The organism is Paraliomyxa miuraensis, from assembly GCF_026337845.1.
In the GTDB taxonomy this organism is placed as follows: domain Bacteria; phylum Myxococcota_A; class Polyangia; order Nannocystales; family Nannocystaceae; genus Paraliomyxa; species Paraliomyxa miuraensis.
In genome coordinates this window covers 22,283-48,344 of record NZ_JAOVZF010000158.1, presented here as the reverse complement: position 1 = coordinate 48,344, position 26,062 = coordinate 22,283, and the positions used below count along the sequence as shown (strand labels likewise).

The following is a 26,062-nucleotide window of genomic DNA, read 5'->3' as shown; positions in this document are numbered from 1 at the left end:
GCTCGAGGCCAGCTCCGTGGGATCGGGCCAAGCCCGAATTCCCCGGGAATCATCACGCGGCGGGGGCCTCTTGGGGCCCCCGTCGGCGTTGTCGGGGTCGGTGCCTTTCGCATAGGCTCGGCGCGTGTCGACGTGGCCGTGGGGGCCGCAGCCGACGCATGAAAAGGAGCTCTGGCCCATGCCCGACGCCGCCTCGCCCGGCCGGTCGAAGTACGACCTCGGCCGCCTCGACGAATTCTCCGAACTGACTCCGGACCTGCTGCGACTGGCGTACCGCGAAGCGTGCATGGCGCGCCTTCACGTGGAGCGCGTGGTCCAGGAGTGCCTCAAGGGTAGGGTCAAGTTCGCCATCTGGGGCCCTGGCGAGGAGATCCACGGGACCGCGGCCGCCCTGGCCCTGCACCAGGTGGTCGACCCCGACGCATTCGCGATCGCGGGGCACTACCGGTCCGCGTCGCTGCTGGCGATGTGGAGCCGGCTTCGGGGCTACCAGGACTTCCACCTCGATCACATGCGGCAGCAGCTCTCCCGGGCCACCGATCCCTGGAGCGGCGGTCGCCAGATGACGGCGCACTTCAACGACATGCGCCACAACACGCTGCCCGTGCAGTCGGCGCTGGGCATGCAGATCTCCAAGTCGGTGGGCTACGCCCAGGGCCTGCGCCACAAGGGGCACGCCAACGCGGTGGTCAAGTGCATCATCGGCGACGGCACCTGTGCCGAGGGCGATCTGCACGAGGGCATGACGGGGGCCTCGATCCTCCAGCTGCCGTGGCTGCTCACGATCACCGACAACGAGATCGCGATCAGCGTCGAGCCCGAGGACGGCCGGGGCATTCGCGACTTCGAGGCCTACGCCAGCGCGTTCGGGTTCGCCTACTTCACCTGTGACGGCAACGACTTCCTCGACGTGTTCGAGGTGACCCGGACCGCGGCCACCTACTGCCGCGACCAGCAGCGCCCGGCGCTGCTGTGGGTGCGCAACCTGTCGCGGCTCAACGATCACAGCTCGGCCGCCGACGTCACGTTCAAGTTCCACGAGTACGACCCGCTGATCGACTTCGGGCAGGCGCTGTGCGACCGCGGAATCCTGCAGGACGGCGACGTGATCCGGCGCCGCGAGGGCGAGAGCAAGGACTACTACGCGCGCCACGAGCTCGGCCGCATGGGCGCGGAGGCCGATGCGTACATCGTGCACACCATGGAGGTGGCCGAGTCCGAGCCGCACCCGAGCTATGAGCGGACGTTCGACAACATCCGCGATCCCTACCCGGCGGTGGTCGAGGCGCCCCGCACCGGGCGGCGCACCATCATCTCGATCAACGGCGCGGTGCGGGCGGCGATGGGGGCGATCCTGCGCAACAACCCCATGACGTGGATCTACGGCCAGGACGTGGGGCGCAAGGGCGGCGTGATGCAGGCCACCAAGGGCCTCATCGAGGACTTCCCCCGCCAGGTTCGCGATGCGCCGATCAACGAGCCGTTCATCCTGGGCTCGGCGCTGGGCTTTGCCCTGCACGAGGGTGCCACGGCGCTGCCCGAGATCCAGTTCTCCGACTACAGCCTGAACACGCTGCACTGGCTGGTGCACCTGGGCAACCTCTTGTGGACCTCCGACTCGACCGTGCGCGCCAACGTGATCGTGCGGCTGCCGGTCGAGCCGCTGCACGGCGGGGCGGTCTACCACTCGATGTGCATGGAGGGCCTCTACGGCGCGATCCCGGGGCTGACGATCGTGGCGCCCTCGAGCTCGCGAGACGTGTATGGCCTGCTGCGCACGGCCGCGGAGTACACCGGCCCCGTGCTGTTCTTCGAGTCCAAGGGGCTCTATCGCATGACCCTGGGCGACGCGTTCCCCGGCGAGCCCACCGACCCCGAGCAGATCCGCAAGCTCAAGCGCGCGATCGCGTTCGAGGGCCATGCGCCCGAGCTGCCCGAGGACTTCCGCGTGCCGCTGGGCAAGGCGGCGCGGCTGCAGGAGGGCAGCGATCTCACCATCGTGACCTGGGGGCGCTGCACGCTGTTCTGCCAGGACGCGGTGCAGCGGCTGCAGGCCGAGGACGGGGTCTCGGTGGAGCTCATCGACATGCGCACGATCGTCCCGCCCGACATGCCGGCGGTGCTGAGCAGCGTGGGCAAGACGGGGCGGCTGCTCGTCGTCCACGAGGATCGCGTGTTCTCGAGCCTGGGGCGCGAGCTCCAGGGGGCGGTGCACGAGCACTACGGCGAGCGCCACGTGATCACGCGGGTGCTGGGGCAGGATGCCGTGCCCGGGATCCCGCAGAGCGTGCACCTGGAGGACATGCTGGTGGTGTCGCCGCAGAAGGTGGTCGACGCGGCACGCATCGTGCTGAGGACTCGACTCCAATCGGCGGCTTCAGCGGTCTCGGCGACCACGGCCGCGCCGCCGCAGGTGCTGTGGACCCCGAACCGGAGCTTCGTGGCCTGAGCCGGGGTGGCCCGGTCTTCGGCTCGAACCCGCGGCTTGGACCCCGAACTTGGACCCCGATCTTGGACCCGTTCTTGGACCAGGGCGAAGACGAGCTGCACGTGCAGGGCCTCACCCTGCGGGGGGTGACCCGAGGGGGCATCTGCACGTGCTTGATGGTTCCCGAGCTGGGGTTGATGTTCGACGTGGCCCCGCGCATCGGGGGCCAGCTTCGCTACGACACGATCTTCGTGTCGCACGGTCATCAGGATCACCTGGGGGGCCTGCCGTACCTCGTCTCGCAGCGGCACATGGTCAAGCAGTCGCCTCCGGAGGTGCACGTGCCGATGGAGGTGCTCGATCCGCTGCAGCGGATCTTCGCGGCGTGGCGAGAGATCGAGGACTTCTCGATCCCGGTGGACCTGCACGGTCATGCACCGGGGGATGCGGTGGAGATCCGCGAGGGGCTGGCCCGCTGCGTGCGCTCGGTGCATCGGGTGCCCTCGCTGGCGTGGATCATCGAGCGCCACACCCAGCGCCTGCGTCCCGAGCTGCAGGGGCGGCCGGGGCCCGAGCTGGCGGCGCGGCGCAAGGCGGGCGAGGACATCACCGAGACCCACGTGACGCCCTTGCTGTGCGTGACCGGTGACACCCAGATCGAGCTGTTCGATCGCGAGCCGCTGGTGCGAACGTGCGAGGTCCTGGTGCACGAGGTGACGGGCTGGGACGACCGGCGGGGCCCGGAGGACGTGCGCGAGTGGGGGCACACCCACGTCGACGAGATCATCGAGCGTGCCGAGCAGTTCGAGGGCCAGGCGCTGGTGTTGGTGCACCGCAGCCCTCGGCACACGCGCAGCGAGGCCGAGCGGATCGTACGAGAGCGCTTTCCCGCAGCGGTACGGGACAAGGTGCATGTCTTCGGAAGCTGAGGGAGGGAATGAGGGCGGCGGTGGCGATCTGCCGCGGCGCCGCGACGGGGGCGTGGCACACCGCTGCGACGTGGTGGTGCTGGGGGCGAGCTTCGCGGGGATCGAGGTGCTCCTGCAGCTCCAGCGACGCAGCGGGAAGGCGCTGCAGGTGGTGGTGGTCGACCGGCAGGAGCGGCACGGCTACATCCCGCTGGTGCACGAGCGGCTGTGCGGGCGGATGCCGATGGAGGCGACCGAGCTTGCCACCGCGGAGTTCGTGGGCTCGCTGCCGGGGGCGCGCTTCATCGAGGACGAGGTGGTCGCGTTCGACCCCGTTCGAAAGTTGGTGACGCTGGGCTCGGGCACGACGATCGTGGCGCGGTTCGTGGTGGTTGCGCTCGGCTCGACGCTCGCGCCACCGCCCTCGCTGCCCGGAGGGGAGCGGCTGCTGCGCTACAAGCAAGGTGACGAGCTGCAGCGTGCTCGCGAGCGGCTCGACCGGGTGCTGCGGGTCGAGACGGGCGATCCGCCGCGACTGGTCGTGGTGGGTGGCGGGATCTCGGGGGTCGAGCTGGCGGGCGAGCTGGCGCACTTGCGGCGGCAGCGACCCGATGGGTGGCGGGTGCCGGCGGTGACGCTGGTGAGCGCTGGCGAGCGGCTCTTGCCCGAGCTGGCGGCGGGGGTCGGGCGCAAGGCGGCGGCGGTGCTGCGGGCCGAGGGCGTGGAGCTGCGGCTGGGCACGCGGCTCACGGCGGTGGAGCCCGGTGCGGTGCGGCTGCGGGGGGATTCCGAGGAGAGCCTGCCGTGCGCGGCGGCGCTGTGGGCCGGGGGAATCCGGCCGGCGCCCGTGCTCGAGCACCTGGGGCTGCCACGGACGGAGGCAGGGTGGCTCGAGGTCGGGCCCACCTTGCAGTGCTTTCCCCTGAGGGAGCCGAGCGCCGAGGTGTTCGCGTGCGGCGATGCGGTGCGGGTGGTGGGAGGGACCGGGGAGTGGCCGACGATGCAGCGGGCGATCGAGTGTCTGTGGCAGGCCAAGCTGGTCGCGCGCAATGTCCTGGCGCTGATGCGCTCGCCCGAGCAGGGGCTGACGCCGCACGTGCTGCGACCGCGGTTCGCCTACGGGGTGAGCCTGGGGGGGCGGTCGCTGGTGGTGTACGGGGGGGCGCGGGTGGAGCTGCCGGGGATCAACGTGTGGTTTCGGCGGTGGCTGATGCGGCAGTACTTCGATCGCTATGCGCCGTGGGGGTGAGGGGCGATGGAGCAGGGGGAATGACCATGACGATGAACGATCGCCACGAGTGCGCGCGTGCAATCCTTCCGGTGGCGGCGATGGTCGCATCGCTCGTGCTCGGGTGTGCTCCCAAGCTCGTGGCGACCGGGGAGACGCTGGGCACTGCGGCGCAGATCGACCTGGGGCACGGGCAGGCGGCCAGCGATGGCTCGTGGATGGTGATCAGCCAGTCTCCCGCGGTCGATGGCCCGCCCGTGAGGGATGAGAGGTCGCTGCACGATCCCGCCGCGTTCCCGCTCGTGCTCCTGGTCGGGGACGCGCCGGGGGTGATCATCGAGCGCTACTGGGTGTCGCCGAGCGAGCGTCACCTCGTGGTGCTGCGCAGCGGCCAGCTGCAGGTGGTGGACGTGGCGGCCGGGACGTGGACCGAGCTGGTGGCGTGGCCGAAGGGCGCCGTGGGGGACGCAGAGCCGCTACCGACCGGGCCCGACCAGGCGGCGCTGCTCGGCTCCGATCCCGATTGCTTCGTGAGCTTCGCGGCCGATGGAGGCTCGGTGTTGGTTCCCGATGCGACGCCCGAGGGCCCGCGGCTGGTGCTCCAGCAGCTGACCGACGGCACGCGCCAGGTGATCGATCCCGGGGCGGGGGGCCTGTCGTGGGCCCGGCTGATGGCGGGCGGTGATGCGGTCGCGGTGGGGATGACGGTGCACGATGGTGGCCCGGCGGCAGAGGCGGGCCAGTGGCGCTACGAGGTCGATGCCTTCCTCTCGTGCACGGGGCCGGAGGAGGTGCCCGATGGGGCCCGCAACGTGACCCGGGTGCTGCGGACCGACGGTACGGAGGTCGGGCGGCGCCCGGGCGACTACCAGCCGATGGGCGCGAGCCTCGTCCGTCCCACGCCCGACTGGGGGGCCACGTGGTGGACGCCCGCGGAGGATCGCGACGTCGAGATGCCGTCGTGCGAGGGCACGCCGCTGTTCGTCGATGCCGAGCGCAGCCGCATGCTCATGTGGTGCGAGGAGCCCGGGGCCGAGCTCGGCGCGGGCCACCTGCGCCTGGAGACACCCGCACCCGACCGGCGCATGGACCTGGGCCGGTTCGAGTTCGGCTCCTCGGTGGCGTTCCACGACGACCAAGGCCGGCAGGTGGCGGTCCACATGGACGGCGGCCCGCTGCTCGTCGACATGGACACCGGTCGGCTTCGCCGCTTGCCCGAGGGGGCCTGGGTGGTGGGGATCGTCACCGATCGAGTGCTGCTGCATCACGACCAGTCCATTCGCCGCAGACTCCGGAAGATCCGGGTGCTGGATCTGGCGTCGCTGGATCCGGTGGGATCGTTCTGGACACGCGTGGCGATCGGTCAGTTGCCGTACGGGCGGGGGCCGCGGGTGATGCTGGGACCCAAGCTCGTCGACGTGTCCTCGGGGACGGTGCTGGGGCGGACGTCCAGGCATCCGCTGGTGGTGACTCCGGAGGGCCGGGTGCTGCTGCTCGATCCGCAGGACGAGCGACGGGGCGAGAACCTGCTGCCGCGCGGGCCGCTACGGTGGTTCGGCCCGGCCGCGCTACCATGATCCCGTGTCCGATCGCGGTCTTCGGCTCCGGGAGCTGGTCCAGGCGTTTCGCAGCCGCAACGAGCGCGGGCCGGAGGCCGTCGACCCCGAGATCTCCGAGGGCGTGCGCGAGGTCGACACCTGGCGCGCGGGCATGCAGGCCATGGGCATACTGGGGCGCTTGCTGGCCTCGCGCGGGCCCGATCGGGTGACCGCGGCGGGCGAGGTGGTGCACCTGCTGACGCCGATCGATCGCGTGGCGCGGCTGCGAGCGGAGCGCTGGCGGGTGCGGGTGGGGCACGAGGTCGTGCTCGATCGGCCGCTGCGGCCCGAGGACGACGGGGTGGTGATGCACCGCGCCGACGCGCCGGGGCTCTACGAGGTGCACACCGAGCTGCTCGATGCCAACGGGGTGCAGGTGGGCGGCACCAGCGGGGAGATGCCGCTGCTGTTGCAGGTGATCGGCGATCGGCCCACGTTCGCGGTGGACGTGGAGCTCGTGCTGGAGCGGCCGTCGGCGGCGCCCGTGCTGAAGGCGCTGCGAGACGAGGGCTGCGAGCTGTTCTACTTCGACCTCGCCGAGCGCGATCGCACGGTGGAGCTGCGCGCCGAGCTCACGCGCCTGTCGGCACCACCGGCCGCGATCATGATCCACAGCAAGGACACCGCCGAGGTTCGTACGCTGGGGGTGGACTTTCGCGCGGTGTTCCTGGCCGTCACCCTGCGACGGCTGCTGGGCGGTGGGGTGCCGCTGCGGGCGCTGGTCTCGGAGAACGAGGCGGCGGTGGCAGCGGCGCTGCGGGCCCGGATCGAGTGCTTCGAGGAGCTGAACCCCGCGCGCAGGGCCAGCGCCCGCTACCTGCGAAGGATCGAGCCGCGGAGCGCAGCGCTCGGGACGAGGCTCGATCGCATGGGGCGCGCGCGGGTGGTCGAGGGCAATGCGTGCCACGTGGAGCTCGACAACCGGCGCGCGCGGCAGCGGCTGTTCGGGATGATCGAGCAGGCGCGGACCTCGATGCACCTCGAGTACTACCAGGTGGACGACGGCCCGTTCAGCGATCGGCTCGCGGCGCGGCTCATCGGGGCGGCGCGTCGCGGGGTGCGGGTGCGGGTGCTGGTCGATGCGCTCTACTCGGTCGATGGCGTGGCCGGAGCCACCAACGCGGTGGCGCGAGGGCTTCAGACCGAGCCCGGCATCGAGGTGGTCTCGGCCCAGCCGATCAGCTCTCGGGACGATCTCGAGGCCATGATGCTCAAGCGTCGCGACCATCGCAAGGTGGTGGTGATGGACGGCGCGCTCGCGCTGGTGGGGGGCCGCAATGCGGCCGACGTGTACTACACGGGCTTCGACGAGGTCGCGATCACCGACTGGACGCCGCACGCCCGGATCCCATGGTTCGATGCGCACGTGGAGGTTCGGGGGCCGCTGTGCGGTGCGATCGAGCGCGCGTTCGTGGCGCGATGGATCGAGGCCGGTGGCGAGCCGCCCCCCGGGGGCGTCGAGGCGGTGGTGACTCCAGCGGCGGCCGGGCCCTCGCGCGCACGCCTGGTGCTGCACGACGGGGTCGATGATGCGGCGGCCATGCTGGCCTACGAGGCGATGATCGACGGGGCGCGCTCGCACGTGTGGGTGGTCAACGACTTTCCGGTCCTGCCCAGCCTGCAGCTGGCCCTGCGCCGCGCGCTGCACCGCGGGGTGCGGGTGCGCATGCTGACGGGCAGCGCGATCCCGCGTCGGCGCGACGGGACGTTCTTCGATGGACCGCTGCATCGCGAGGCGTTCGAGTACATGACCAAGAAGCGGCTCGAGCCGCTGCTGCACGCGGGGGCCGAGATCCGGGAGCACGTGGTGGCTCCGCATCCGCTCATCGTGTGCCGCGGAGGGGTGGTGCGGCCGTACGTACATGCGAAGCTGATGACGGTGGACGGCCTGGCGGTGAGCGTGGGCTCGGCCAATCTCGATGCCACCGCGAGCTACTGGGAGCGCGAGGCCAACGTGGTGGTGGAGGACCCGGTGGTGGCGCGCGCGGTGGAGGCCGAGCTCGAGCAGCTGAGCGTGCGGGGAGTGCCGCTCGATCCCAGGGACGAGCAGTGGCGACGCGAGGGGTTCTTGCGCGAGCTGGCCTCGCAGCTGTGGCCCGAGACGCTGTACTCGTGAGAGACGAGGGAGGGTATGATCGCTGCGTGGTGCGTTGGCCCCTCACCGTGAGCCTGGTCGTCGCTGCCTGTGGCCCCTCGGTTGCGGGCTCGCCGGAGGCGGGCTCGTCGACGGGGGAGGTCTCGACCTCGATGGTCGACCCGAGCGAGCCGACCGCGAGCGGGGTGCCGCCGGCGGAGGACACGACCGGGACGACCGCGCCGACGTCGACCTCGGTCGTGGACGACACGGGCTCGGACAGCGAGACCACGGGCGGCCCTCCCACCCGGGAGGGGCCGTCTCGGATCCTCGTCTTCTACACGCCGCATGGCTTCTACCAGGACCAGGCGTGGAGCGGGACGGGGCAGTCGTTCGTGCTGGGCTCGATGCTGGAGCCGCTCGAGCCCTGGAGCGATCACCTGCTCATCGTCGAGGGCATCTCGAGCCATGCGGTCGACCCCGAGGGGATCGACGTGATGGACAATCACAGCACGGCCAGCGCGGGCCTGCTCACGGGGGGCCTGCTGGGCACCGGAGTCAACGGTGAGGCCACCGACTTCAACCCCCACTACGCCGGTGGTCCATCGCTCGACGTGGTGCTCGGCGAGGCGCTCGCGGGTGAGACGCTGCTGTCGTCGGTGCACCTGGGGGTGCGCGATCCTTCACCGACGTCGCTGCCGCTGGGGGTGTCGTACCTGGGGCTCGACCAGCCGAACCCTCCCTGGCTGGATCCCTCCACCACCTTCGAGCTGATGTTCGGAGGCCTCGAGGATCCCGCGCTCGACTCGCTGCACGACGCCGTCGCGGGGATCGCCGCGGACGATCCGGTGGGGCTGCTCGACGCGCAGCTCGCCCTGGCTGCGGCGGCGTTCGGCCATGATGTCACCCGGGTGCAGCTGGTGACGGTCGACGTGGGGATCCCGAGCATCCGCTGGACCGAGCTCGGCCTGCGCCTGCCCTTCCACGAGGTGTTGGTCAGCGAGCCGAGCCTGCAAGCCGAGCCGGTCTACGTGCGGTGGGGGCAGAGCCTCGCGGCGCTGGTGGGGCAGCTCGAGGCCACGCCCTCGGCTTCGGGAGCGAGCCTGCTGGACTCGACCCTGGTGGTATGGCTGAGCGAGCTGGGCAGCGTGCCCGCGGCGCACTCGCGCAATGCGGTGCTGGTGGTGGTGGTGGACGTCAGCGGAACGATGACGACGGGCCGGGTGGCGGAGGTCGACGCCGATCAGGCCGATCTGGCGGCCACGCTGGCGGCCGCGCTGGGCGTGGAGCTGGGCGCCTTTGGCCACCCGAGCCTGGGAGCCGCGCCGATCGCCGAGCTGCTGGAGGTGTCGGGCCGGCACCGAAGCGAGTAGCGTCTACCCCATGCTCGACGACGCACACCTCGCCCTCTTGCCACCCCGTGCCGTGACCGACGAGCTGCGTGCGCTCGTTGAGCACGACGCCACGATCTCGCAGCTCGCCCATGCTCCACCCGGCGCGCCGGATCCCGCGGCCATCGTGACGCTCGAGAACGAAGCGGGCGAGATCACCTTCCAGATGGTCGAGGTCCCGGTGCCGGGCGTGTCCGGGCGGCTCTTGGTCGGCCAGCTCCCCGGGCGCGCCACGGCGCTCGAGGGGGAGCTCGACGCGCTCGTCGCGTTCGGAATCCGCCACGTGCTCTGCCTGATACCTCGCATCGACCTGGCGGAGCCGTACCGCGTGCCCACGTACGTCGAGGAGGGGTCGGCGCGCTTCGGGGAGCGGTTCCGGCTCGTCGACGTCGTCGACTACGAGGTGCCGCCGGACGACGCGGCCTTCGAGGCCGCCCTCGACGCGGTCGAGCAGGCGCTCGTGGCGGGCGAGAAGGTCTACGTCCACTGCGGAGCCGGCTGCGGGCGGGCAGGGGTGTTTGCCGCGTGCCTCCTGGTCCAGCGGGGCGTCGAGCCGCTCGAGGCCATCCGTCGGTTTCGAGCGATTCGTGGCTGCGGACCGGAGACGCCCGGGCAGGTCGCGTACGTCGTCCGCCACGCGCGGCGCCACGGCGAGCACGGACCTGCGTGACCGGATCCGCCGTGCCCCGCTGCCGGGTCGGCCACGCCTCAGCTCGCGTCGACCAGCATCTCGTACGCGTCGACCGTTCGCCACGCGGCGGGCTCGCGGGCGGGCTCGAGGACGGCTGCCTCGATGCTCGCTCCTTGCTCCAAGGGACGGGGGCACGGGCACGGGAGGTGGCGAGGGGAGGTGCAGCGGGCTCCGGGCTCGTCGACGGGCAGCGCTCCCGCCCGGGCGACGAGCAGCTCGAGGGTCCAGTGTCCCGCACCGAGGCCGAGGGTGTCGCTCACCGTGCCTCGCACCTCGAGGATTCCATCGGTGGACGTCCGCGCCACCACTGGCCGGGCGAGGCACGCCAGATCGTCGTCTCCGCGGACGATGGCGGCCAGCTCCACGGCACCGGCGATGGGGGCCTCGGGCTGGATCGACCAGTGCACCTGGGAATCGGATCGATACCGGGGCGGCCCCTCGGCGGGGCCCTCGTCGGCGCCACGAACCTCCCGCGGCAGGTCGTTGCGCACGAACAGCGAGAACGAGGGCAAGGGCTCGGGCGTCGTCTCGAGGCCCCGAGGCACCGGCTGGACCTGGATCCACAGCACGAGCGCCGCGGCCATGATCACCAGGGTCGACAGGCCCAAGAGCCACGCCCGGCGTCGCTCTCGCTCGCGGGCCAGATCGACGGGGGCATCGGGCGCGGCGGACTCTGGCTCGGATTCGGGCTCGGGCTCATGTTGGGGAGCATCGTCGTGGGGCTCGTCCTCCGCGTCCTTGGCGAGGGCGGCTCGTGCTCGCCGAGTCCAGGCCTTGCGCTCGGTCTCGGAAAGCGGCGCGCTGGCGCGGGCCCGCGCCTCGAGCTCGTCGGCCTCCTCGCCCCGGGCCCGGCCTCGCTCCACCGCCTCGAGGGCGGTCATGCGACCCTCCAGGACCTCGTCCCACTCCTCGGCCGGTCGGCTCTCACGCTCGACGCGGCCGAGCCGTTGCAGTAGCTCGTCGCTCATCGTTCCCCCACCGTCCTTCCGGTCGGCTTCCCGGTTGGCGCTCCGATCGGCTCCCGATCGAGCGCGTCGGCCAGCTTGCGCACGAGCTGGCGCAGCCGCACGTTCCACTGATCGACGGCGGCACGGGTCATGTCCATGGTGTCACAGACCTCGGCCACCGGGCGCTGCTCCACGTAGAGCAGCTCGAACAGCAGCTGGCTGCGCTCGTTGAAGCGCGCGCGGAGCCGGGCCATCAGCTGCTCGAGCTGCTGTCGCGAGAGCACCCGCGCGAACAATCGCTCGGGCTCGACCGCTCGTTCCTCGACCAGATCGGCCTCCTCGGCGGCGCCGCCCTCCCAGGGGTTGCCCCGGTAGCCCTCGAGGATCCGCGAGATCCGGCGTCGGGTCAAAAGGCGCACGAAGCTGCGAAGCGAGCGGCCCCGGTCGGGGTCCCAGGCGCGGAGTCGGCGACCACCACCGGCGAGCAGGGACACCAGCACATCCTGGACGAAGTCGTCCACGTCCTGTCTCGCGTCGCGGCCGTGCGAGGCAGCGCGGCGCTGGAGCCCGTAGGTGACCTCGAGCCGGATCACGGGGAGCAGCTCTCCCACCAGTCCTTCGAGCAGCTCTTCGTCACCCTCGCAGGCCCGGGTGATCTCGGCCGGCGTCATGGTGCCGGTGGAGGGTAACACCCCCGTCCCCGCGACATCGAGCGCGTGCATGGGTACGCCAGGCATCGTCGGCTCCGCGCGGGCTCAGTCCGGGCTCGACTGCTCGTCGAGGTCGAAGACGTCGATCTCGTTGCCGTAGAGCTGCGTGGAGCGGTCTTCGGTCACGTAGAACGACAGCGTGGCTGCGCCGACGTCGGACTCCACCACGTAGTCCGAGAGGGTCTTGGTGCCGTCGCTGGGGTGTGCGTACCTCGAGAGCTTCACATCCGGGCATGACCGCAGGTTCAGGCCTTCCTGCGGATTGGAGCAGGGGTCCTCGAGATCGAGGCTGACCTGGGTGACGGACCCCGAGGGCAGGTGCAGCTCGAGCACGGCGGTCGTCGTGATGATCTCGAACTCGGGATCGACGGCCACGTCGAGCGTGGCGCCACCCGTCGCGGAATGGCTCAGGTCGCAGGTGGGACAGATCGGCGTCTGGGGCTGCGGGGCGAGCTCGGGCCACGGCTCGTCGGTGGTCGACCCCGCGCCCGCGAAGGCGTAGCTGGTGCACTCCCGGGAGCCGCGGGTCACTCTCGCGATCTGGGACAGCGAGAGCTGGGTGGGGTTGGGGTTGGGGTCGGGGTCGGGAGTGGCCGGCTGGAACGCGATCGACGGAGGCTCGTAGGTATTGGACGATCGGGTGTAGAGCCCGGAGAGCATCTGGTCGGCTCGGATCACGGGCACCTGCGCCGAGCTGGACTGCGCGGCCGAGCCCGAGTCGATGGTCGAGGATCCGTTGGTGATGGCCTCGATGACCTGGGCCGGGCGGAGCTCGGGGTGCATGCCCCAGTACTGGGCCGCGATCCCGGACAAGGCCGCGCTGGCGACCGAGGTCCCCGTCAGCGGCATCGAGTAGGGCCGTGCGGCGTCTCCCGTGGGGACCGAGACCATCGATGCGTAGAGCACCCGCTTGGGCTGGCTGAGCGGACGAGCATTGACGATGGGCTGCTCGTTGGCATCGATGCCGCCGGCGGAGTAGACCAAGCGGTTGGCCTCGAATTCGTCCCTCGTGCCGAGCGCATCGTGATCGGCGGGGTCGAGCAGCGCTTGGCACTGGTCGAAGCTCGGCGGCGTCAGGTCCTCCCAGGCGGCGGGCGCCATCGGTCCCTCCTCGGCACAGGCACCTCCGCGGGTGTTGCCCGCCGCGGCGATCGCCAGCACGCGCTGGCACGAGGCCCACGACAGGGTCAGCAGCAGCGCCTCCTCGGACGGCGTCAGCCACTGCCCGCGCATCCTGCCGGACAGGAGCGACTCCTGGCGCTCCTCGAGCGCCCTGGACTGGTTCTCGTCCCACGGCCAGCCCACGCTCATGTTGAGCACCAGCGGGGCGTCGTCGTGGAGGTCGCGCCAGTGCTCGATCGCCTCGAGCACGGCCAGGTTGAGCGACCACACGGTTCCTCGGGCCTCGAGCGCGGTGGGGTCGTGCTCGATCGAGGGGAACGCCTGCTCATAGAAGACCCGCCCGCTGTCGCAGCCGGGCGCGTCCTCGGGGCAGCGGATCTCGCTGACGATCCCGCCCATGATCAAGCCGTGCTGCTGGGCCTTGGTGCTGCCGGGCCATGCCGTGTCGGGGTCGGCGGTGTCGACGATCGCCACGTAGGGTCGGTCGGCATCGGCGACGTTGGTGGCTCCGTGGACGAAGCTCACGCCCATGCGCTCGCGAAACAGGGCTTGGCGGGCCTCGCCGGTCCCTCGCACCACCGTGGCCTGGGGCAGCACCACGGCGTAGTCGGCCGCGATCCGCTCGATGGCCCCGGGCGGTGCGCTCAGGGACGGCATCGATCCTGGGTGGGGGACGTCGGATGGCAGCTGGTAGGCGCAGTAGCGGGCCAGCAGCTCGGTCAGGCGGGTCGACGACACGGTCGGAGGTGGCGAGAGGTCCCATCCCGGTGGAGCGGTGGGGCAGCTCTCGCCCGGGACGATCTTGGCCACGAAGGAGCGGGGAAGGGGACGGCTCGGGTCTCGATCCAGCTCGAGGTCGGGGATCGGCGGCGCGGGGATGGGGCCTCCGGTCGAGCCACCGGCCGTGGTGCTCGTGCTCGGAAGGTCGGGCACGGGGCATTCGCAGCTCTTGGTGGAGCATGCACAGAGCGCGAGGGCAGTGAGTACGGCGAGACGGCGGGGGGACGGCATGGCTGCTCGTACCCATCGTGGTCCTTGCTTCCAACGCGGCCTCCAGAACGAATGGATGAGATCGGGAGCAACAGCGCAAGTGCCGCAGTGTGGAGGCCTGCGCATAGTAGGATCAGCCCGTGGTGCGTCGACTCGCAGTCGCCTCGTGGATGGTGTGCGTGGGGTGCGAGGGGGCGGACGCTTCGAGCCCGACGATGCGATCGCTCGAGGTGGTCTCGCCCACGCCGGTCTCCCGCCCGCCGTCGCGACCCTTGCCGCCGCCGCAGGTGCTGTTTGGCGGGTGTGAGGAGCAAGGGCCGGGTCCCACGTGTGTCCTTTCCACCACGCAGCGCACGCTGACGCTGTGGGTCGACGTGCCCTCGGTCGATGCGATCGCGGTGTCCATCGATGGGGTGCCGGTGCAGGAGAGCCCGGTGGTGGTCGAGCAGGGCCTGCGGTGGACGATCGTCGACGTGCCGGTGGAGGCGACGAGGCTGAGCGTTCGGTGGGCAGACTCGCAGGATGGTGAGGCGTACGCGCTGGTGCTTCGAACCGCGGAGCCCGCGGTGCTCGCCGAGCGTGAGCGGCTCGGCGAGGAGATCGGTGCGGCCGCGGATGCGGCGGCGTTCGACGAGCTCTACGAGCGAGCGCGCCGCTCGGGCCACTGGTCGCTTGGCACCAAGTTGGCGCACACGCAGGCGTTTCGCCACATCCATGAGAAGCGAGACCTGGCGGGTGGTCGCCGGTGGCTCGAGCGCGCGCGGGTGCTGCTGCCCCACGAGGACGGGATGCACCTGTTCCATCGCGGGCTCCTGGCCGAGACCCGCGGCGATCTGGGTGAGGCCCTCTTTGCCTACCGGCGAGCCATTCACCAGGGGCGGGCGATCGGGGCGATGCCCCTGGTGGAGCTCGCCGTGCTCGGTCAGGCGCTGACCATCATGACGCAGATGGGCGACCGAGACGGTGCCGCCGAGGCCTTGCGCGAGGGCCTGCGGCTGGCTCGATCCCCGTCGATCGACGTGTTCAACCACGCCACCTTCCTCGACACCGCCGCGTGGGCCGTGCTGATGTCGCGCTCGTCCCCCGGGGGGGCGCTGTCGTCGTACCAGCCTCGCGAGCTGCTCGATCGGGCGAGGGTGCTGCTGGGAGACGAGCCCGAGGGCAGGGGGGCGTGGTTCACCGTTCGGCTCAACCTCGCCTACGATGCCCTCGAGCGCGGGGAGACGGCCGTGGCTCGTCGCTGGCTCGACACGCTGGACGGCCGGCGCCTGATCCGGTCCAACGAGCTGTGGCATCGACTCTTGAGCGCTCGTCTCGAGCGCCTGGAGGGCGAGCTCGAGCCCGCGCGCCGTCGCCTTCGCGCCATGGTCGACGATGCCGAGCGACACCAGGACCACGGCCTGCGCTGGGCGGCTCGGGTGGAGCATGCACGGGTGCTCGAGCAGCTCGGCCGCGTGCCCGAGGCCCTGGCCGAGTACGCCCAGGCCGATCTCGTGCTCGAGCAGCAGCTGCCCGTGCTCGCCTTGGTCGATCGCGAGCGCTTCCTCATCGGGCGCGATGCGGTGACCCGACATCGCGTGGAGCTGCTGCTGGACGAGGGCCAGCCCGCCGCTGCGCTGTGCGTGGCTCGTCTGGCCCGGACGCGGGCCCTGCGATCGCTCGATCAGCGGATGCGTCGCGATGCCGACGATGACACCCGCCGGGCGCTCGACGAGTACCTCGGCACGCGGCTGCGGCTCGACGAGGAGTACGACCGGACGTTCTGGACGGCGTCCTCGGCGGCTCGGGCCGCCCGTCGACGCAAGGACATCGAGCGCGAGCGCGAGGCGAACGAGCAGCGCTTCGAGGCCATCATGCGAAGACCCGGGCAGGGGAGCCCTTCGATTCCCGGCTGCGAGGGATTCTCCCGACCCGAGCCGGGCGCGATCGATCTCCACTACGTGCAGCTCGATCGCGGCTGGGTGGGGTTCTCCATGGACGAAGCGGGTACGGTCGTCCACCGGTGGCTGGAGGATCCGAGCCCGGGGCTCGAGGGGGGTGATGCGCAGCGGCTGGGGGCGGTGCTGCTCGAGCCATTCGCGGACGCGCTGGTGACCGCTCGCCGAGCGCGCGTGATGGCGACCGGGCCGCTGTTCGGGGTGGCGTTCCACTCACTGCCGTTCGGGCCAAGTGGACGGCTGCAGGACGAGCACACGGTGGTCTACGGGCTCGACCTGCCCCGGGCTCCGGCGCGCACACACGCCCAGGGTCCGGCGCTGGTCCTCGCGCCGCCGAGCAACCTGCCGCGAGCCCACGACGAAGCGAGCCTGAGCCGGGCTGCGCTCGAGCGCCTCGACCTCGCGGTGGAGGTGGTGGGCGGCGCGCTCGACGGTGGGGGCGACGAGCCGCCGCTGTTCGCGGCTCGGGTCCTCGCGGCGCTGCCTCGTGCCTCGTGGTTCCACTACGTGGGGCATGCTCGCTCGGATGGGCTCGGTGGCTGGGACAGCGAGCTGGTGCTCGCCGCCGACGGCACGGCGGTGCTGCGCGTGCCCGACGTGCTCGCGCTGTCTCGCGTGCCTGCGACGGTGATCCTCAGCGGCTGCCAGACCGGGGTGGTCGATCCGCGAACGTCGGGGGGCGGGATGAGCCTCGCGCATGCCTTCGTGCTCGCGGGGGCGCAGGTGGTCGTTGCCACCACCGAGGAGATCGGCGACGACGAGTCGGCCGCACTGATGGGCATGCTCTACGACGGCCTCGATGGGCCCGACGCCGATGCGGCCGCACGCGCGCTGGCGAGCGCACAGCGGCGAGCGCGGGCCGAGGCCGAGGGCAGCTCGGCCTGGCGTCTCGTTCGAGCGTGGGTGCCCTGAGTGCGGGGAGCATGGTGACGAGCGCGAGGGTGCTCGTGCACTCGATCGCGTGCGTTGGATCGGAGCCCGGCTCCGGCAAGGGACACGACGTGGCGCCATGAGGGCGCCGCATCGACCCCCAACACGACCTCCAGGAATCGAAGATCATGACCGCACCCACTCTTCTCGGTGACGACCTCACCTCCAACCGCTTCAGCGGTCTGCCCGCCAATCGGCTGCAGATCGTGCTCTTCTACGACGGCCAGGGCGAGGCCACGTTCGGCTTCGAGTACAAGGACCCCTCGGGGACCGTCGGCTGGATCAACATCCCGGGCATCCCGACCTTCAATCGCATCATCACCAAGGAGTACGACCTGCGAGGCTGCACGCTCACTGGCAACTTCGTCGTCGAGGGAGCCGTGCCCAACGGGGTGGTCGACGGCCTCGCGTTCGGCCTGCTGTGGCGCGACGACCAGCAGGGCTATCACATCCTCCGCAGCAATGCGCCGCACACGGTCACCACGGCGCCCTTCGTCAGCGCGTGGCCGCTGGGCATGAATCACTCCACCTTCGCCTCGCGGGCTCCCCAGCTGACCGACTGGTGTGCGCGGGAGACCGCGTTCGCGGTGGTCAGCGGGGCCAAGCTGCTGCCGAGCGGCAAGTATCGCATCGACGTGCTGTGATCGGATGCCCCGGGGCGCGGCGCCATGACGGCGGCGTCGTGCCCCGGGGCCGCCGGCTCACGCCTTGGTGGCTACCGCACGCTGAAGCGCGTGCTGGTGCTCGGCAGCGGATCGCCGCCTCGGACCCTCGCGTGCACCTCGTGATCCCCGGGCGCAAGCCGGACCAGCGCGCGGTAGGGCCACTTGGTGGTGGCCACCACCTCGCCGTCGACGATCAGCTCGATCTGCGGCGCGAGCTCCTGCGGATCGCGGCCGGTGCCCTGCAGCTCGGCGCGCAGCTCCACCGCGTCGCTCTCGTGCCCGGCCCACAGCACGGCTCCGTCCGCGGGCTCGACCATCGCGAGCCCCGGGCGCTCACCCTCGCTCGCGCAGCCGGGCACGCGCTCGCTGGCCAGCCACGGGGTGCCCCAGGGATCGTGCCCGGGTGCGCCGGCGGTGCGCTCGTCGAGCCACGACGTGTAGGGCTCGGGGAACACGGCCACGATCTCCGGTCCCTCGGGATCGCACACGAACGGGGAGGCGCTCGCGGTGCGCACGGCCTGCGTGCGCGCATGCACGTGGAACGGGCACGGCTCGTCGGGCACGTTGCCCCTCGCCAGCCGGCGCGTCACCGTGTGCTCGCACGCCGGCCCGGGGCGATGGCCCGAGAGCGCGCAGACCTCCACCGGCTCCAGCAAGCCCGGATCGAACAGCGGCGCCCGCGTGGGCACGTCTCGCATGGCGCGACGCATGACGTCGGCGAACAGCGGCCCCGCTCCCCCGGCGCCCGTGACCTCGTGCATGGGGCCGTTGTCGGCGTTGCCCAGCCACACGGCCACGGTGCGCTCGCGGGTGTAGCCCACCGTCCATGCATCGCGGTAGCCCGAGCTGGTGCCGGTCTTGAGCGCGACCGGAAAGCCGATGTCGAACGGGCGGTGACCGGCGGGCAGCAGGCGGGTGCGGGCCAGCGGATCCGAGAGCGCCTCGGTCACCGCGGCCGCCACCGCGGGATCGAGCACCTGCGTCGTGGTGCCGGCGGGCTCGCCCATCACCGTGCGCAGCGGCAGGTGCTCGCCGCCGCGGGCCAGCGCCACGTAGGCCTCGGCCAGCTCGCGCAGGCCGACCTCGCCGCTGCCGAGCGCGAGCGCGAGGCCGTAGTGCTCGGCCGGCTCGGTGAGGCTGTGCAGCCCCAGCCGATGCAGCGTGTCGAGCAGCCGGCCCGGCGGAAGCTCGGCCGCCAGCCGCACCGCAGGCACGTTGAGGCTGGTCGCCAGCGCCTCGCGGGCCGACACCGGACCCGTGAACTCGCCGTGGTAGTTGTGCGGCGCGTAGACGTGCCCGGGGCCCTCGCGAAAGCGCGTGGGCACGTCGGGCAAGAGCTCGAGCGGCGAGCGACCGGCCTCGAACGCCAGCGCATACACGAACGGCTTGAGCGTGGAGCCCGGCTGGCGAGGCGCGCGGGCCATGTCGACCTGCCCCGAGATCGCGGGATCGTGGAAGTCGGTGCTCCCCACGTAGGCCAGCACCTCGGCCGTCGCATTGTCGATCACCAGCACCGCGGTGTCGCCGGCCCCCAGCTCGACCATGCGGGCCATGTGCGTGTGCACCAGGCCCTCCACGTCGCGCTGCAGCGGCAGGTCGAGCGTGGTGGTGGTGGTGGCCCCCGGCGAGAGCCGCCCCTCCGTGCGCAGGGACTCGACCAGGTGCGGGGCGAGGAACGGGCGCTCCAGCGGCCGGGGCGAGACCGGCTCGAGCAGCGCGCGGCGAAGGTCGGCCTCGCTCAGCTCGCCGGCCTCGTGCAGCGCGTGGAGCAGCGCCTGCTGGCGCAGGAGCACGCGCTCGGGATGACGGTATGGATCGAGCATCGAGGGCGCGCGCGGCAGCACGGCGAGGTAGGCCGCTCGAGCCCACGACAGGTCCTTGGCCGCCACCCCGAAGTAGCCGCGCGCGGCCGCCTCGGGCCCCATCAGGCCGTGCCCGTAGGGCAGGCGATCGAGGTAGGCCTGCAGGATCTCCTCCTTCGCGAGCGCCTCGTCGAGGTTGGCGGCCCGGGCGGCCTCGCGCAGCTTCACCCACGGCGTGCGCGTCCCCGGCTTGCCGCGGGTGTCGAGCAGCTTGACCAGCTGCTGGGTGATGGTGCTCGCGCCCGAGACCACCCGCCCGTGCCGGAGGTTCTGTCCGGCCGCGCGCACCATGGCCGCTTCGTCGATGCCGTCGTGCTCGAAGAACCGAGCGTCCTCGCTGACCACGGTGGCGGCCACGATGCGATCGCCGAGCTCCGACAGCGACACCGCGCGCCCGCGGCGGCCGTCCTCGCCCGGCAGCTCGCGCAGCAGCCGGCCCTCGCGATCGAGCACGCGATGCCCCGAGTACCAGTCGTCGGCCAGCGCCTCGTCGGGCCGCCCGACCTCCTGCCGCAGCCACGCCCACAGGGCGGCCCACGAGAGCCACGCCACGCCGACCAGCAGGACCAGGGCGCCCAGCACCACGCGGCGTCGCCGACGACGGGAGGCGCGGGGATGGAGCGAAGGCGCGAGCGGGCGTGGCCTGGGCATGGTCGATCCTACGGTTCAGGGTGGTCGGTGAGTCCTACGGCAGCACCGTGAACGACTTGGCCTGGCTGTAGCCCGCGCTGTCGGGCTCGTACATCAGCTCGGCCATGGCCGGTGGCGCGGTGAAGGTGCCCGGCGTGGTCGCCCGCATCAGGTAGGTGGCGTGCACCCACTCGCCCCAGAAGCGGTCGAAGTAGAAGTGGGCTCGATCGTCGCGCAGCTCCACGTGGCTGGCCGTGCTGCCGGTCCAGCGCAGGGCATCGTAGAGCGGATGGCTCTGGTCGAGCTCGGGCACCGAGGCCACCGTCCACAGGTCGGGCTGCATGGCCTCGAACCCGGCCGGGAGCCGGTCGGTCAGCGCCAGGTAGCCCCGTCGTGCATGCGGCAGACCCTCGGGCATCCGGGCCAGCAGCACCACGCGCAGCACCTGCCCGGGGACGATCCGGTCGAAGTCCACGCTGCGTCCCTTGGCATCGGTGATCACGCGGTAGAGGTCCGGGCCGTTGTCGGTGGTGGTGGCCGCCCGACCCTCGTCCTCGTGCCCCTGGTCGTCGTTGACGGGGGCGTTGGACCGTCGCCAGCGCGCGCTCACCATGAACGCCTGTGCGCGGTCCGACTCGCTCTCGAGCACGAGGATCGCCCGGCGGCCCTGCACCCGCGACAGCGGGATCCGGTAGCGCCGCGCGCTCGGGCCCAGCGCCACCGCCGAGGCGAGCTCGGGCAGCAGCTCCACGTCGTCGAGCAGCGCCCGCTGGCGCGCGCCCGAGCCCTCCTCGGCGGCGAGCCGCTCGGCCAGGGCCAGCAGGCCATAGGCCGTGGCCTGGGTGGTGTAGTCGCCGGTTCGCCGCATCAGGTTGCTCACCAGCGCGGGCAGCACCGTCGACTGGGGTCGCAGCCGCGACAGCGCCAGCGTGGCCTGGGCGATGCTGCGCTGATCGGAGCCATACCAGGCGAAGTCGTCGTCGTCGCGGGCCCTGGCCAGGTTGCCCTCCTCGTCGAACGAGGACTCGAGGGTCTGCACGAGCGTCGCCACGCGATCGTCCTGCTCGGGCAGGCTCGACAGGGCCAGGGCCAGGGTGGCGGTGCCAAAGGTGCCCTGGGCGCTCGCCGTGTCGAAGAGCGAGTCGGCCACCGAGGGCGGCAGGGCGTCGAGCTCGGCCAGCGCCAGCGCGATCGAGGCGCGGACCTCGACCCCGTAGCCGTGGGGCAGCTGATCGGCCTCCACCATGCGCAGCAGGTACTCGCGCATGCCGTCGATCATCCCCTCGGGGGCCTCGATGCCCAGCCGCTGCGCCCGCGCGATGGCCAGCGTGGCGTAGGCGGTGCCGAACGGGTTGGGCTCGTAGCCGCCGGGCCAGTAGGCCAGGCCGCCCGTGCTGGTGCGCATGGTCGACAGGCGCTCCACGCCGGCCTCGATCATGTCGCGCAGCTGCTGGTCGGTGTAGCGGACCAGACCCAGCCGCGGGAGGATCTCGCGCGCGGCCAAGAGCGGCAGCGTGCTCGAGGTGGTCTGCTCCACGCAGCCGTGCGGGTAGCCCACCAGGTACTCCACGCGCTGGCCGAGCTCGGGCCACAGGTTCTCGCCCACCGTCACCGTCAGGTGGTCGTCGCCGGTGGCATCGGCGAACACGTCCGCGGGGATCTCGAGCGCGAGCTCCTGGCGACCCATGAACGAGCCGTGCAGGTAGGGGCGCTCGTCGATGCCCGGCGCCTGCACCGGGACCCTGGCCTGCACGCGGTCGCGTACGGTCCCCGAGCCATCGGCCACCACGAACTCGAGCTGCAGCGGCACCGCGCGGGTGGGCGCGCGCTCGAAGGCCACGCGGGTGCGGCCGCGGGCCGGGAGCTCGACCTGCCGGCTGTCGCCGCCCAGGCTCACCGTGGCCGTCTCGGCGTGGTCTTGGTTGTTGTGCACCAGCACCGCGGCCTCGAAGCGGTCGCCGAGCGCGGCGAAGCGCGGCACCGCGGGGATCGCCATCAGGGGCTTGCGCACCTCGAAGTCGTCCTCGTGCACCCCGCCGCGGCCCTCGGCGTCGACCACCACCGCCATCATGCGGAAGCGGGTGAGGTTGTCGGGCAGGGTGAAGTGCACGTGGGCGCGGCCGGCCGCGTCGGTGCGCAGCGCGGGCTCCCACACCGCGGTCTCCACGAAGTCCTTGCGGGTCGACACGAGGCTGTGGCTGCCGGCTCCGCTGCCGTCGCCGGCCACGTGGCTGCGGCCGAGCTGCTCGGCCAGCAGCCGGCGGCTGTCGTCGATCCACAGGTCGAGGCCTTGCCCGGGGTAGAGCGCGGGCACGGGATCGGGGGCGTGGAAGTTGGTCAGGCGCAGCACGCCCTCGTCGACCACCGCGAGCACCACCTCGGCGTTCGCCACCGCGGTGCCGCCACGGCTGACGTCGACCACCACGTCGACCTCCTCGCCGGGCGCATAGTGATCGCGATCGCTGGCCACCACCACGTCGAGCCGTGCATCGGAGAGCTCCACCGGCAGGCGGATTGCGCCCAGCTTCCAGTCGACCCGCGCCTGGCCGGACAGCTCGTCCGCGGCCCCGACCTTGCCCTTGCCCTCGCCCTCGCCCTCGCGCGGCAGGATGGTGACCGTGGCGTACGCATGCGGGGTGTGCTCGTGGGTCAGCGGCACCGAGAAGCTCGTGGCCGACTCGGTCACGGTGCGGCTCTCGTGGTGCAGGATTGCGCCCTGCTCCACGGTGAGGATCATGGTCGCGGCCGGGAACGGGTTGCGCACCATGATCTGCGCCGTGTCGCCGGGTCGGTAGCGATCGCGATCGGCCACCAGCTCCACCCGGCGGCCCGGCGAGGGCGCCTCGGCCCCGCCGCCGTGGCCCCAGGCCCAAAGCCGCATGCCGCCGCCGCGACGACCGTCGACGAAGGCGCTCACGCGGTAGCTGCCCGAGCGCTTGGGCACCAGTCGGCAGTCCTCCGCGGTGCGAGCCTCGCAGCGGCCGACCTCCTGCCCCACCTCGTGCCACTCCTCGTCGGCGAAGCCGCCGGGGCCGGGACGTCGTACGCGCTGCCACTCCAGCCGCTCGAGCCTGACCTCCACCGCGGCATCGCTCACGGTCGCGCCCTCCTGGTCGACGACCCCGACCTCGAGCGGCAGCGCCTTGCCCACGTCGACCCAGCGCTCGGCCAGTCGCAGGCCGGCGTAGCGCGGGGCGGTGTGCAGCACCACCGAGGCTCGTCCCGCGATCGCGCGGTGCGACTCGTCGGTGACCTCGGCCTCGAGCACGAACCGCTGCGGGCCGGCCTCGGCATCGAGCTCCACCGCCGGGCTGAGGTCCAGCCGCCCCTTGGTGTCGAGGCGACCTTCGCCCGTGCGCAGCCACGCCTCGTCCTCGTCCTCGTCCCACCAGCTCGGCGCCTCGCGAAAGTGCAGGCCCTTGGCGGTCAGCGGACCCTGGGGGAACGGGGCGTCCTGCCGTCGCAGGGTCCAGGTGACCGGCGCCTCTTCCATCGCCGCCCCGAACAGGTAGCGCCCGTCCACGCGGGCCGAGAGCCGCTGACCACCGTCGATGGCCTGCGCCTCCACGTCCACCGTGAACCGCGGCGGCTCGAACTCCGCCACCTGGATCCCGTAGGAGGCCAGCACCGCGTCGTCGCGCAGCGGTGCCACCAACTCCACGCGATAGCGTCCGATCTCCGCCGAGCTGGGCACCTCGAAGCGGGTCGAGAACCCGCCCATGTCCGAGGTGAGCCCGTCCTCGGAGTGCACCAGCTTGCCGGTGGGCGCATGGATCCGCAGCCCCACCGGCATGGTGCTCGCGGGGCTCAGGCGGCCCCGGTCATGGGTCTGGTCGCGGAACTCCACGATGCCCTTGAGACCCACCGACGAGCCCGGTCGGTAGACGCCCCGATCGCTGAGCACCAGGGCCCGGATGTCACCGAGCGGGGTCGCGCCTCCGCCGAGCTCGGGCGCGAGGTCGCCCTCGTCGAGCGAGCCCATGCCCATCACCAGCGTCGCGCGTGCATCGTCGCCCTCGACCTCGAGCACGTGGTGGCGCGAGCCGCCCGGCGCAGCGAGCGAGCGCGGCACCACGGCCAGCCCGTCGGCGCCGGTGACCACCCCGGGGACCTCCTCGCCGTCCACGCGAACGCGGGCTCCCGCCACCGCGCGACCGTCGTCGAGCCGCGCCACGTGGACCAGGGTCTGGTCGCGGCCGCCGTGCACGTGCACCGCCAGCGCCCGGTCGTCGTGGGGCGTGAGCAGGGCGGTGGCCGGCCGCGCCGCCATCGACCACTCGGGGTACGACGGCGGCTTGGCCCCGAACGCGGTCGTCTCGAGCCCCAGTTGCGCCAGGTAGGTCTTGCCGGGGGTGAGGACGTCGAGCAGGTCGAGCGTGGTGGTGACCGACTCGTCGCGCCTGGCCCGGGGCCGAATCGGCACGCTGAGGTCGGGCGCCTCGCTGGGGCGCTCGCGCGCGCTCAGCTGGCGCCGCGCCTGCTCCCACGCCTCGGTGCTCGGCTCCACCTCCCAGATCTCGATGCGAGCGGCCTCGACGTTGCGGGTCTGCACCGCGAAGCGGCGGCTTGCCGCCTCGTCGAGCACCTGCTGCCCCTCGGGCATCGAGACGCTCGCCGACTTGGGGGCGGCCTCCACCGAGAAGCGCACCGGCTTGCGCAGCGTGGAGCCGAAGCGGTCGCGCACGCGGCCGATCTCGACCTCGTAGTGGGTCGACGAGCGGAAGTCGCCCGAGATCCACAGCGCCCCGTCGGAGCGCCAGGTGTCGCTTTGCACGTGCAGGTCGTCGACCCGTGGCGTCACCTTCACCTGCTTGGCCAGGGCCGCGTCGCTGCCCGCGATGGTGTTGTTCCAGCGCACCATGAAGCGGCGACCCTCGAGCCCCAGCGTGCCGTCCTTCCAGGTGCACTCGTGCTCGTCGTAGTAGCCGCCATCGCAGCTCACCTCCTCGAACGCGAGCGGCTCGGCCACCTCGTACTCCTGCTCGACCCCGGCGCTGCCATCGGGCTCGGTCACGGCGAGGGTGAGCTGCTGCCCGGGCCCGGGGGCGGGGACGGGCTTGGCCACCACCACGTGGTGCCGGTCGATCGCCACGCCCTCGAAGCGGTCGTCCTTGGCGTGGTGCAACTCGAGCCTTCGGGGGTGGCCGTCCACCGTGGCGGTGATCCGTCGGCTCACCTCGGCCAGGCTCACCGGCTGGTCGAACAGCACCCGCGGGGCCACGCTGCGGCTCACCTTGGGCACGTACTCGGGTCGCACCGCGACCACCCGCGGCTCACCCGGCGTGGGCAGGTAGCTTATCACCTTGCCCGCGATGTCCACCCGGGGCTCGGCCGTGAACGTCCCCTTCCAGCCCTCGGCCACGCGCTTGCCGTCGGCGTCGTGGAGCTCGCCCAGCGCGGCCGTGTACTCGGTGTCGGGGTCGAACGGAGCGTCCGCTTGGAATTGCAGCACCCATGCGCTCGGCATCGAGGCCTTGCCCGCGATCGCGGGCTCGATCGTCAGGGCTGCGTCGGGGTCCGCGGGCGGCTCGATGGCGCGGTTGAAGTGGATCCGTAGGGTTCGCCCCGCGATCTCGAACGTCCCGTCGTCGTCGAGCTCGGGCCACTCCACGTCGGTCTGCGCTTCCTCGGTGTGCTCGGCCTCGGCCAGGTGCCGCGGCAGCACGCGGCGGGGGTGGAGCTCGGCCTGCGGCGGGAACACCAGCAGGTCTGCTCCGGTGGCCGAGGCGCGAAATGGCGAGTCGGGGGTGGCGGCATCGTCACCACCGCCGGTCGCAGTGGGCACGGGCTGGCAGGCGAGGGCCTGGATCAGCAGCAGGGCGAGCGCGGCGCGATTGCGGGGCATGGCGGCCTGCCCCCGTTGCACAGGGCTTGCCACCTCGGTGGGCGCTCGGACATTGGCGCGCTTGGGTGAGGCGCGAGGCGTGGCGTTGCGGCAATCGATGTCGTCC

Annotated in this window: 14 protein-coding genes; 9 read left to right on the top strand and 5 right to left on the bottom strand. The window is 72.1% G+C overall.

The annotated features are described in order from the left end of the window. Nucleotides 1-178: 178 nt before the first annotated feature. The 7 genes from OEB96_RS29485 to OEB96_RS29455 all read left to right on the top strand — a co-directional run bounded on the left by OEB96_RS29485 (nucleotide 179) and on the right by OEB96_RS29455 (nucleotide 10,297). Nucleotides 179-2,449 (top strand): thiamine pyrophosphate-dependent enzyme, encoded by a 2,271-nt coding sequence (locus OEB96_RS29485; protein WP_266220118.1) that lies wholly within the window; start codon nucleotides 179-181, stop codon nucleotides 2,447-2,449. A 62-nt stretch (nucleotides 2,450-2,511) separates the two neighbouring features. Next, nucleotides 2,512-3,357 (top strand): MBL fold metallo-hydrolase, encoded by an 846-nt coding sequence (locus OEB96_RS29480; protein ID WP_266220117.1) that lies wholly within the window; start codon nucleotides 2,512-2,514, stop codon nucleotides 3,355-3,357. Next, nucleotides 3,341-4,585, top strand: a complete 1,245-nt coding sequence (locus OEB96_RS29475) for an NAD(P)/FAD-dependent oxidoreductase (RefSeq protein WP_266220116.1) — start codon at nucleotides 3,341-3,343, stop codon at nucleotides 4,583-4,585. The genes OEB96_RS29480 and OEB96_RS29475 overlap by 17 nt, the downstream gene beginning before the upstream one ends. Before the next feature lie 26 nt (nucleotides 4,586-4,611). Further along, nucleotides 4,612-6,141 carry a hypothetical protein gene (locus tag OEB96_RS29470; RefSeq protein ID WP_266220115.1) on the top strand — a complete coding sequence of 510 codons (1,530 nt, stop codon included), beginning with the start codon at nucleotides 4,612-4,614 and terminating at the stop codon, nucleotides 6,139-6,141. Between the two features lie 4 nt (nucleotides 6,142-6,145). Continuing rightward, nucleotides 6,146-8,278 (top strand): phospholipase D-like domain-containing protein, encoded by a 2,133-nt coding sequence (locus OEB96_RS29465; RefSeq protein WP_266220114.1) that lies wholly within the window; start codon nucleotides 6,146-6,148, stop codon nucleotides 8,276-8,278. 26 nt (nucleotides 8,279-8,304) lie between these two features. After that, nucleotides 8,305-9,609 (top strand): DUF1552 domain-containing protein, encoded by a 1,305-nt coding sequence (locus OEB96_RS29460; RefSeq protein ID WP_266220113.1) that lies wholly within the window; start codon nucleotides 8,305-8,307, stop codon nucleotides 9,607-9,609. Nucleotides 9,610-9,619: 10 nt separating this feature from the next. Continuing rightward, entirely contained in the window at nucleotides 9,620-10,297 is a 678-nt protein-coding gene (locus OEB96_RS29455) for a protein-tyrosine phosphatase family protein (RefSeq protein ID WP_266220112.1), read from the top strand. A 38-nt stretch (nucleotides 10,298-10,335) separates the two neighbouring features. Here the strand turns inward: OEB96_RS29455 and OEB96_RS29450 are convergent, their stop codons facing one another. The 3 genes from OEB96_RS29450 to OEB96_RS29440 are packed head-to-tail and all read right to left on the bottom strand — an operon-like array spanning nucleotide 10,336 to nucleotide 14,030. Beyond that, on the bottom strand, nucleotides 10,336-11,286 hold the full coding sequence (locus OEB96_RS29450; protein WP_266220111.1) for a hypothetical protein: 951 nt from the start codon (nucleotides 11,284-11,286) through the stop codon (nucleotides 10,336-10,338). Continuing rightward, nucleotides 11,283-11,987, bottom strand: a complete 705-nt coding sequence (locus tag OEB96_RS29445) for a sigma-70 family RNA polymerase sigma factor (RefSeq protein WP_266220110.1) — start codon at nucleotides 11,985-11,987, stop codon at nucleotides 11,283-11,285. Before OEB96_RS29445 ends, OEB96_RS29450 begins: the two co-directional genes overlap by 4 nt. Nucleotides 11,988-12,020: 33 nt before the next feature. Continuing rightward, complete coding sequence (locus OEB96_RS29440) at nucleotides 12,021-14,030, bottom strand: S8/S53 family peptidase (RefSeq protein WP_266220109.1); 2,010 nt, start codon at nucleotides 14,028-14,030, stop codon at nucleotides 12,021-12,023. A gap of 272 nt (nucleotides 14,031-14,302) precedes the next feature. Between OEB96_RS29440 and OEB96_RS29435 the strand changes: the two genes are divergently transcribed. Both OEB96_RS29435 and OEB96_RS29430 read left to right on the top strand, forming a co-directional pair. Then, nucleotides 14,303-16,936: a CHAT domain-containing protein gene (locus OEB96_RS29435; RefSeq protein ID WP_266220108.1), complete on the top strand. Its 2,634-nt coding sequence runs from the start codon at nucleotides 14,303-14,305 to the stop codon at nucleotides 16,934-16,936. A 146-nt stretch (nucleotides 16,937-17,082) separates the two neighbouring features. Then, nucleotides 17,083-17,598, top strand: a complete 516-nt coding sequence (locus OEB96_RS29430) for a hypothetical protein (RefSeq protein WP_266220107.1) — start codon at nucleotides 17,083-17,085, stop codon at nucleotides 17,596-17,598. Between the two features lie 71 nt (nucleotides 17,599-17,669). Here the strand turns inward: OEB96_RS29430 and pbpC are convergent, their stop codons facing one another. Then, the gene (gene pbpC, locus OEB96_RS29425) at nucleotides 17,670-20,132 is read right to left on the bottom strand and encodes a penicillin-binding protein 1C (protein ID WP_266220106.1); all 2,463 of its coding nucleotides are present in this window, start codon (nucleotides 20,130-20,132) and stop codon (nucleotides 17,670-17,672) included. 34 nt (nucleotides 20,133-20,166) lie between these two features. After that, nucleotides 20,167-25,956: an alpha-2-macroglobulin family protein gene (locus OEB96_RS29420; RefSeq protein WP_266220105.1), complete on the bottom strand. Its 5,790-nt coding sequence runs from the start codon at nucleotides 25,954-25,956 to the stop codon at nucleotides 20,167-20,169. Between the last annotated feature and the right edge of the window lie 106 nt (nucleotides 25,957-26,062).

Bases quoted from the DNA above. Each gene is read 5' to 3' on its own strand.
- OEB96_RS29485 (WP_266220118.1), top strand. From the start codon at position 179: ATGCCCGACGCCGCCTCGCCCGGCCGGTCGAAGTACGACCTCGGCCGC.
- OEB96_RS29475 (WP_266220116.1), top strand. From the start codon at position 3,341: ATGTCTTCGGAAGCTGAGGGAGGGAATGAGGGCGGCGGTGGCGATCTG.
- OEB96_RS29470 (WP_266220115.1), top strand. From the start codon at position 4,612: ATGACGATGAACGATCGCCACGAGTGCGCGCGTGCAATCCTTCCGGTG.
- OEB96_RS29455 (WP_266220112.1), top strand. From the start codon at position 9,620: ATGCTCGACGACGCACACCTCGCCCTCTTGCCACCCCGTGCCGTGACC.
- OEB96_RS29450 (WP_266220111.1), bottom strand. From the start codon at position 11,286: ATGAGCGACGAGCTACTGCAACGGCTCGGCCGCGTCGAGCGTGAGAGC.
- OEB96_RS29445 (WP_266220110.1), bottom strand. From the start codon at position 11,987: ATGCACGCGCTCGATGTCGCGGGGACGGGGGTGTTACCCTCCACCGGC.
- OEB96_RS29435 (WP_266220108.1), top strand. From the start codon at position 14,303: ATGCGATCGCTCGAGGTGGTCTCGCCCACGCCGGTCTCCCGCCCGCCG.
- OEB96_RS29430 (WP_266220107.1), top strand. From the start codon at position 17,083: ATGACCGCACCCACTCTTCTCGGTGACGACCTCACCTCCAACCGCTTC.
- pbpC (WP_266220106.1), bottom strand. From the start codon at position 20,132: ATGCCCAGGCCACGCCCGCTCGCGCCTTCGCTCCATCCCCGCGCCTCC.
- OEB96_RS29420 (WP_266220105.1), bottom strand. From the start codon at position 25,956: ATGCCCCGCAATCGCGCCGCGCTCGCCCTGCTGCTGATCCAGGCCCTC.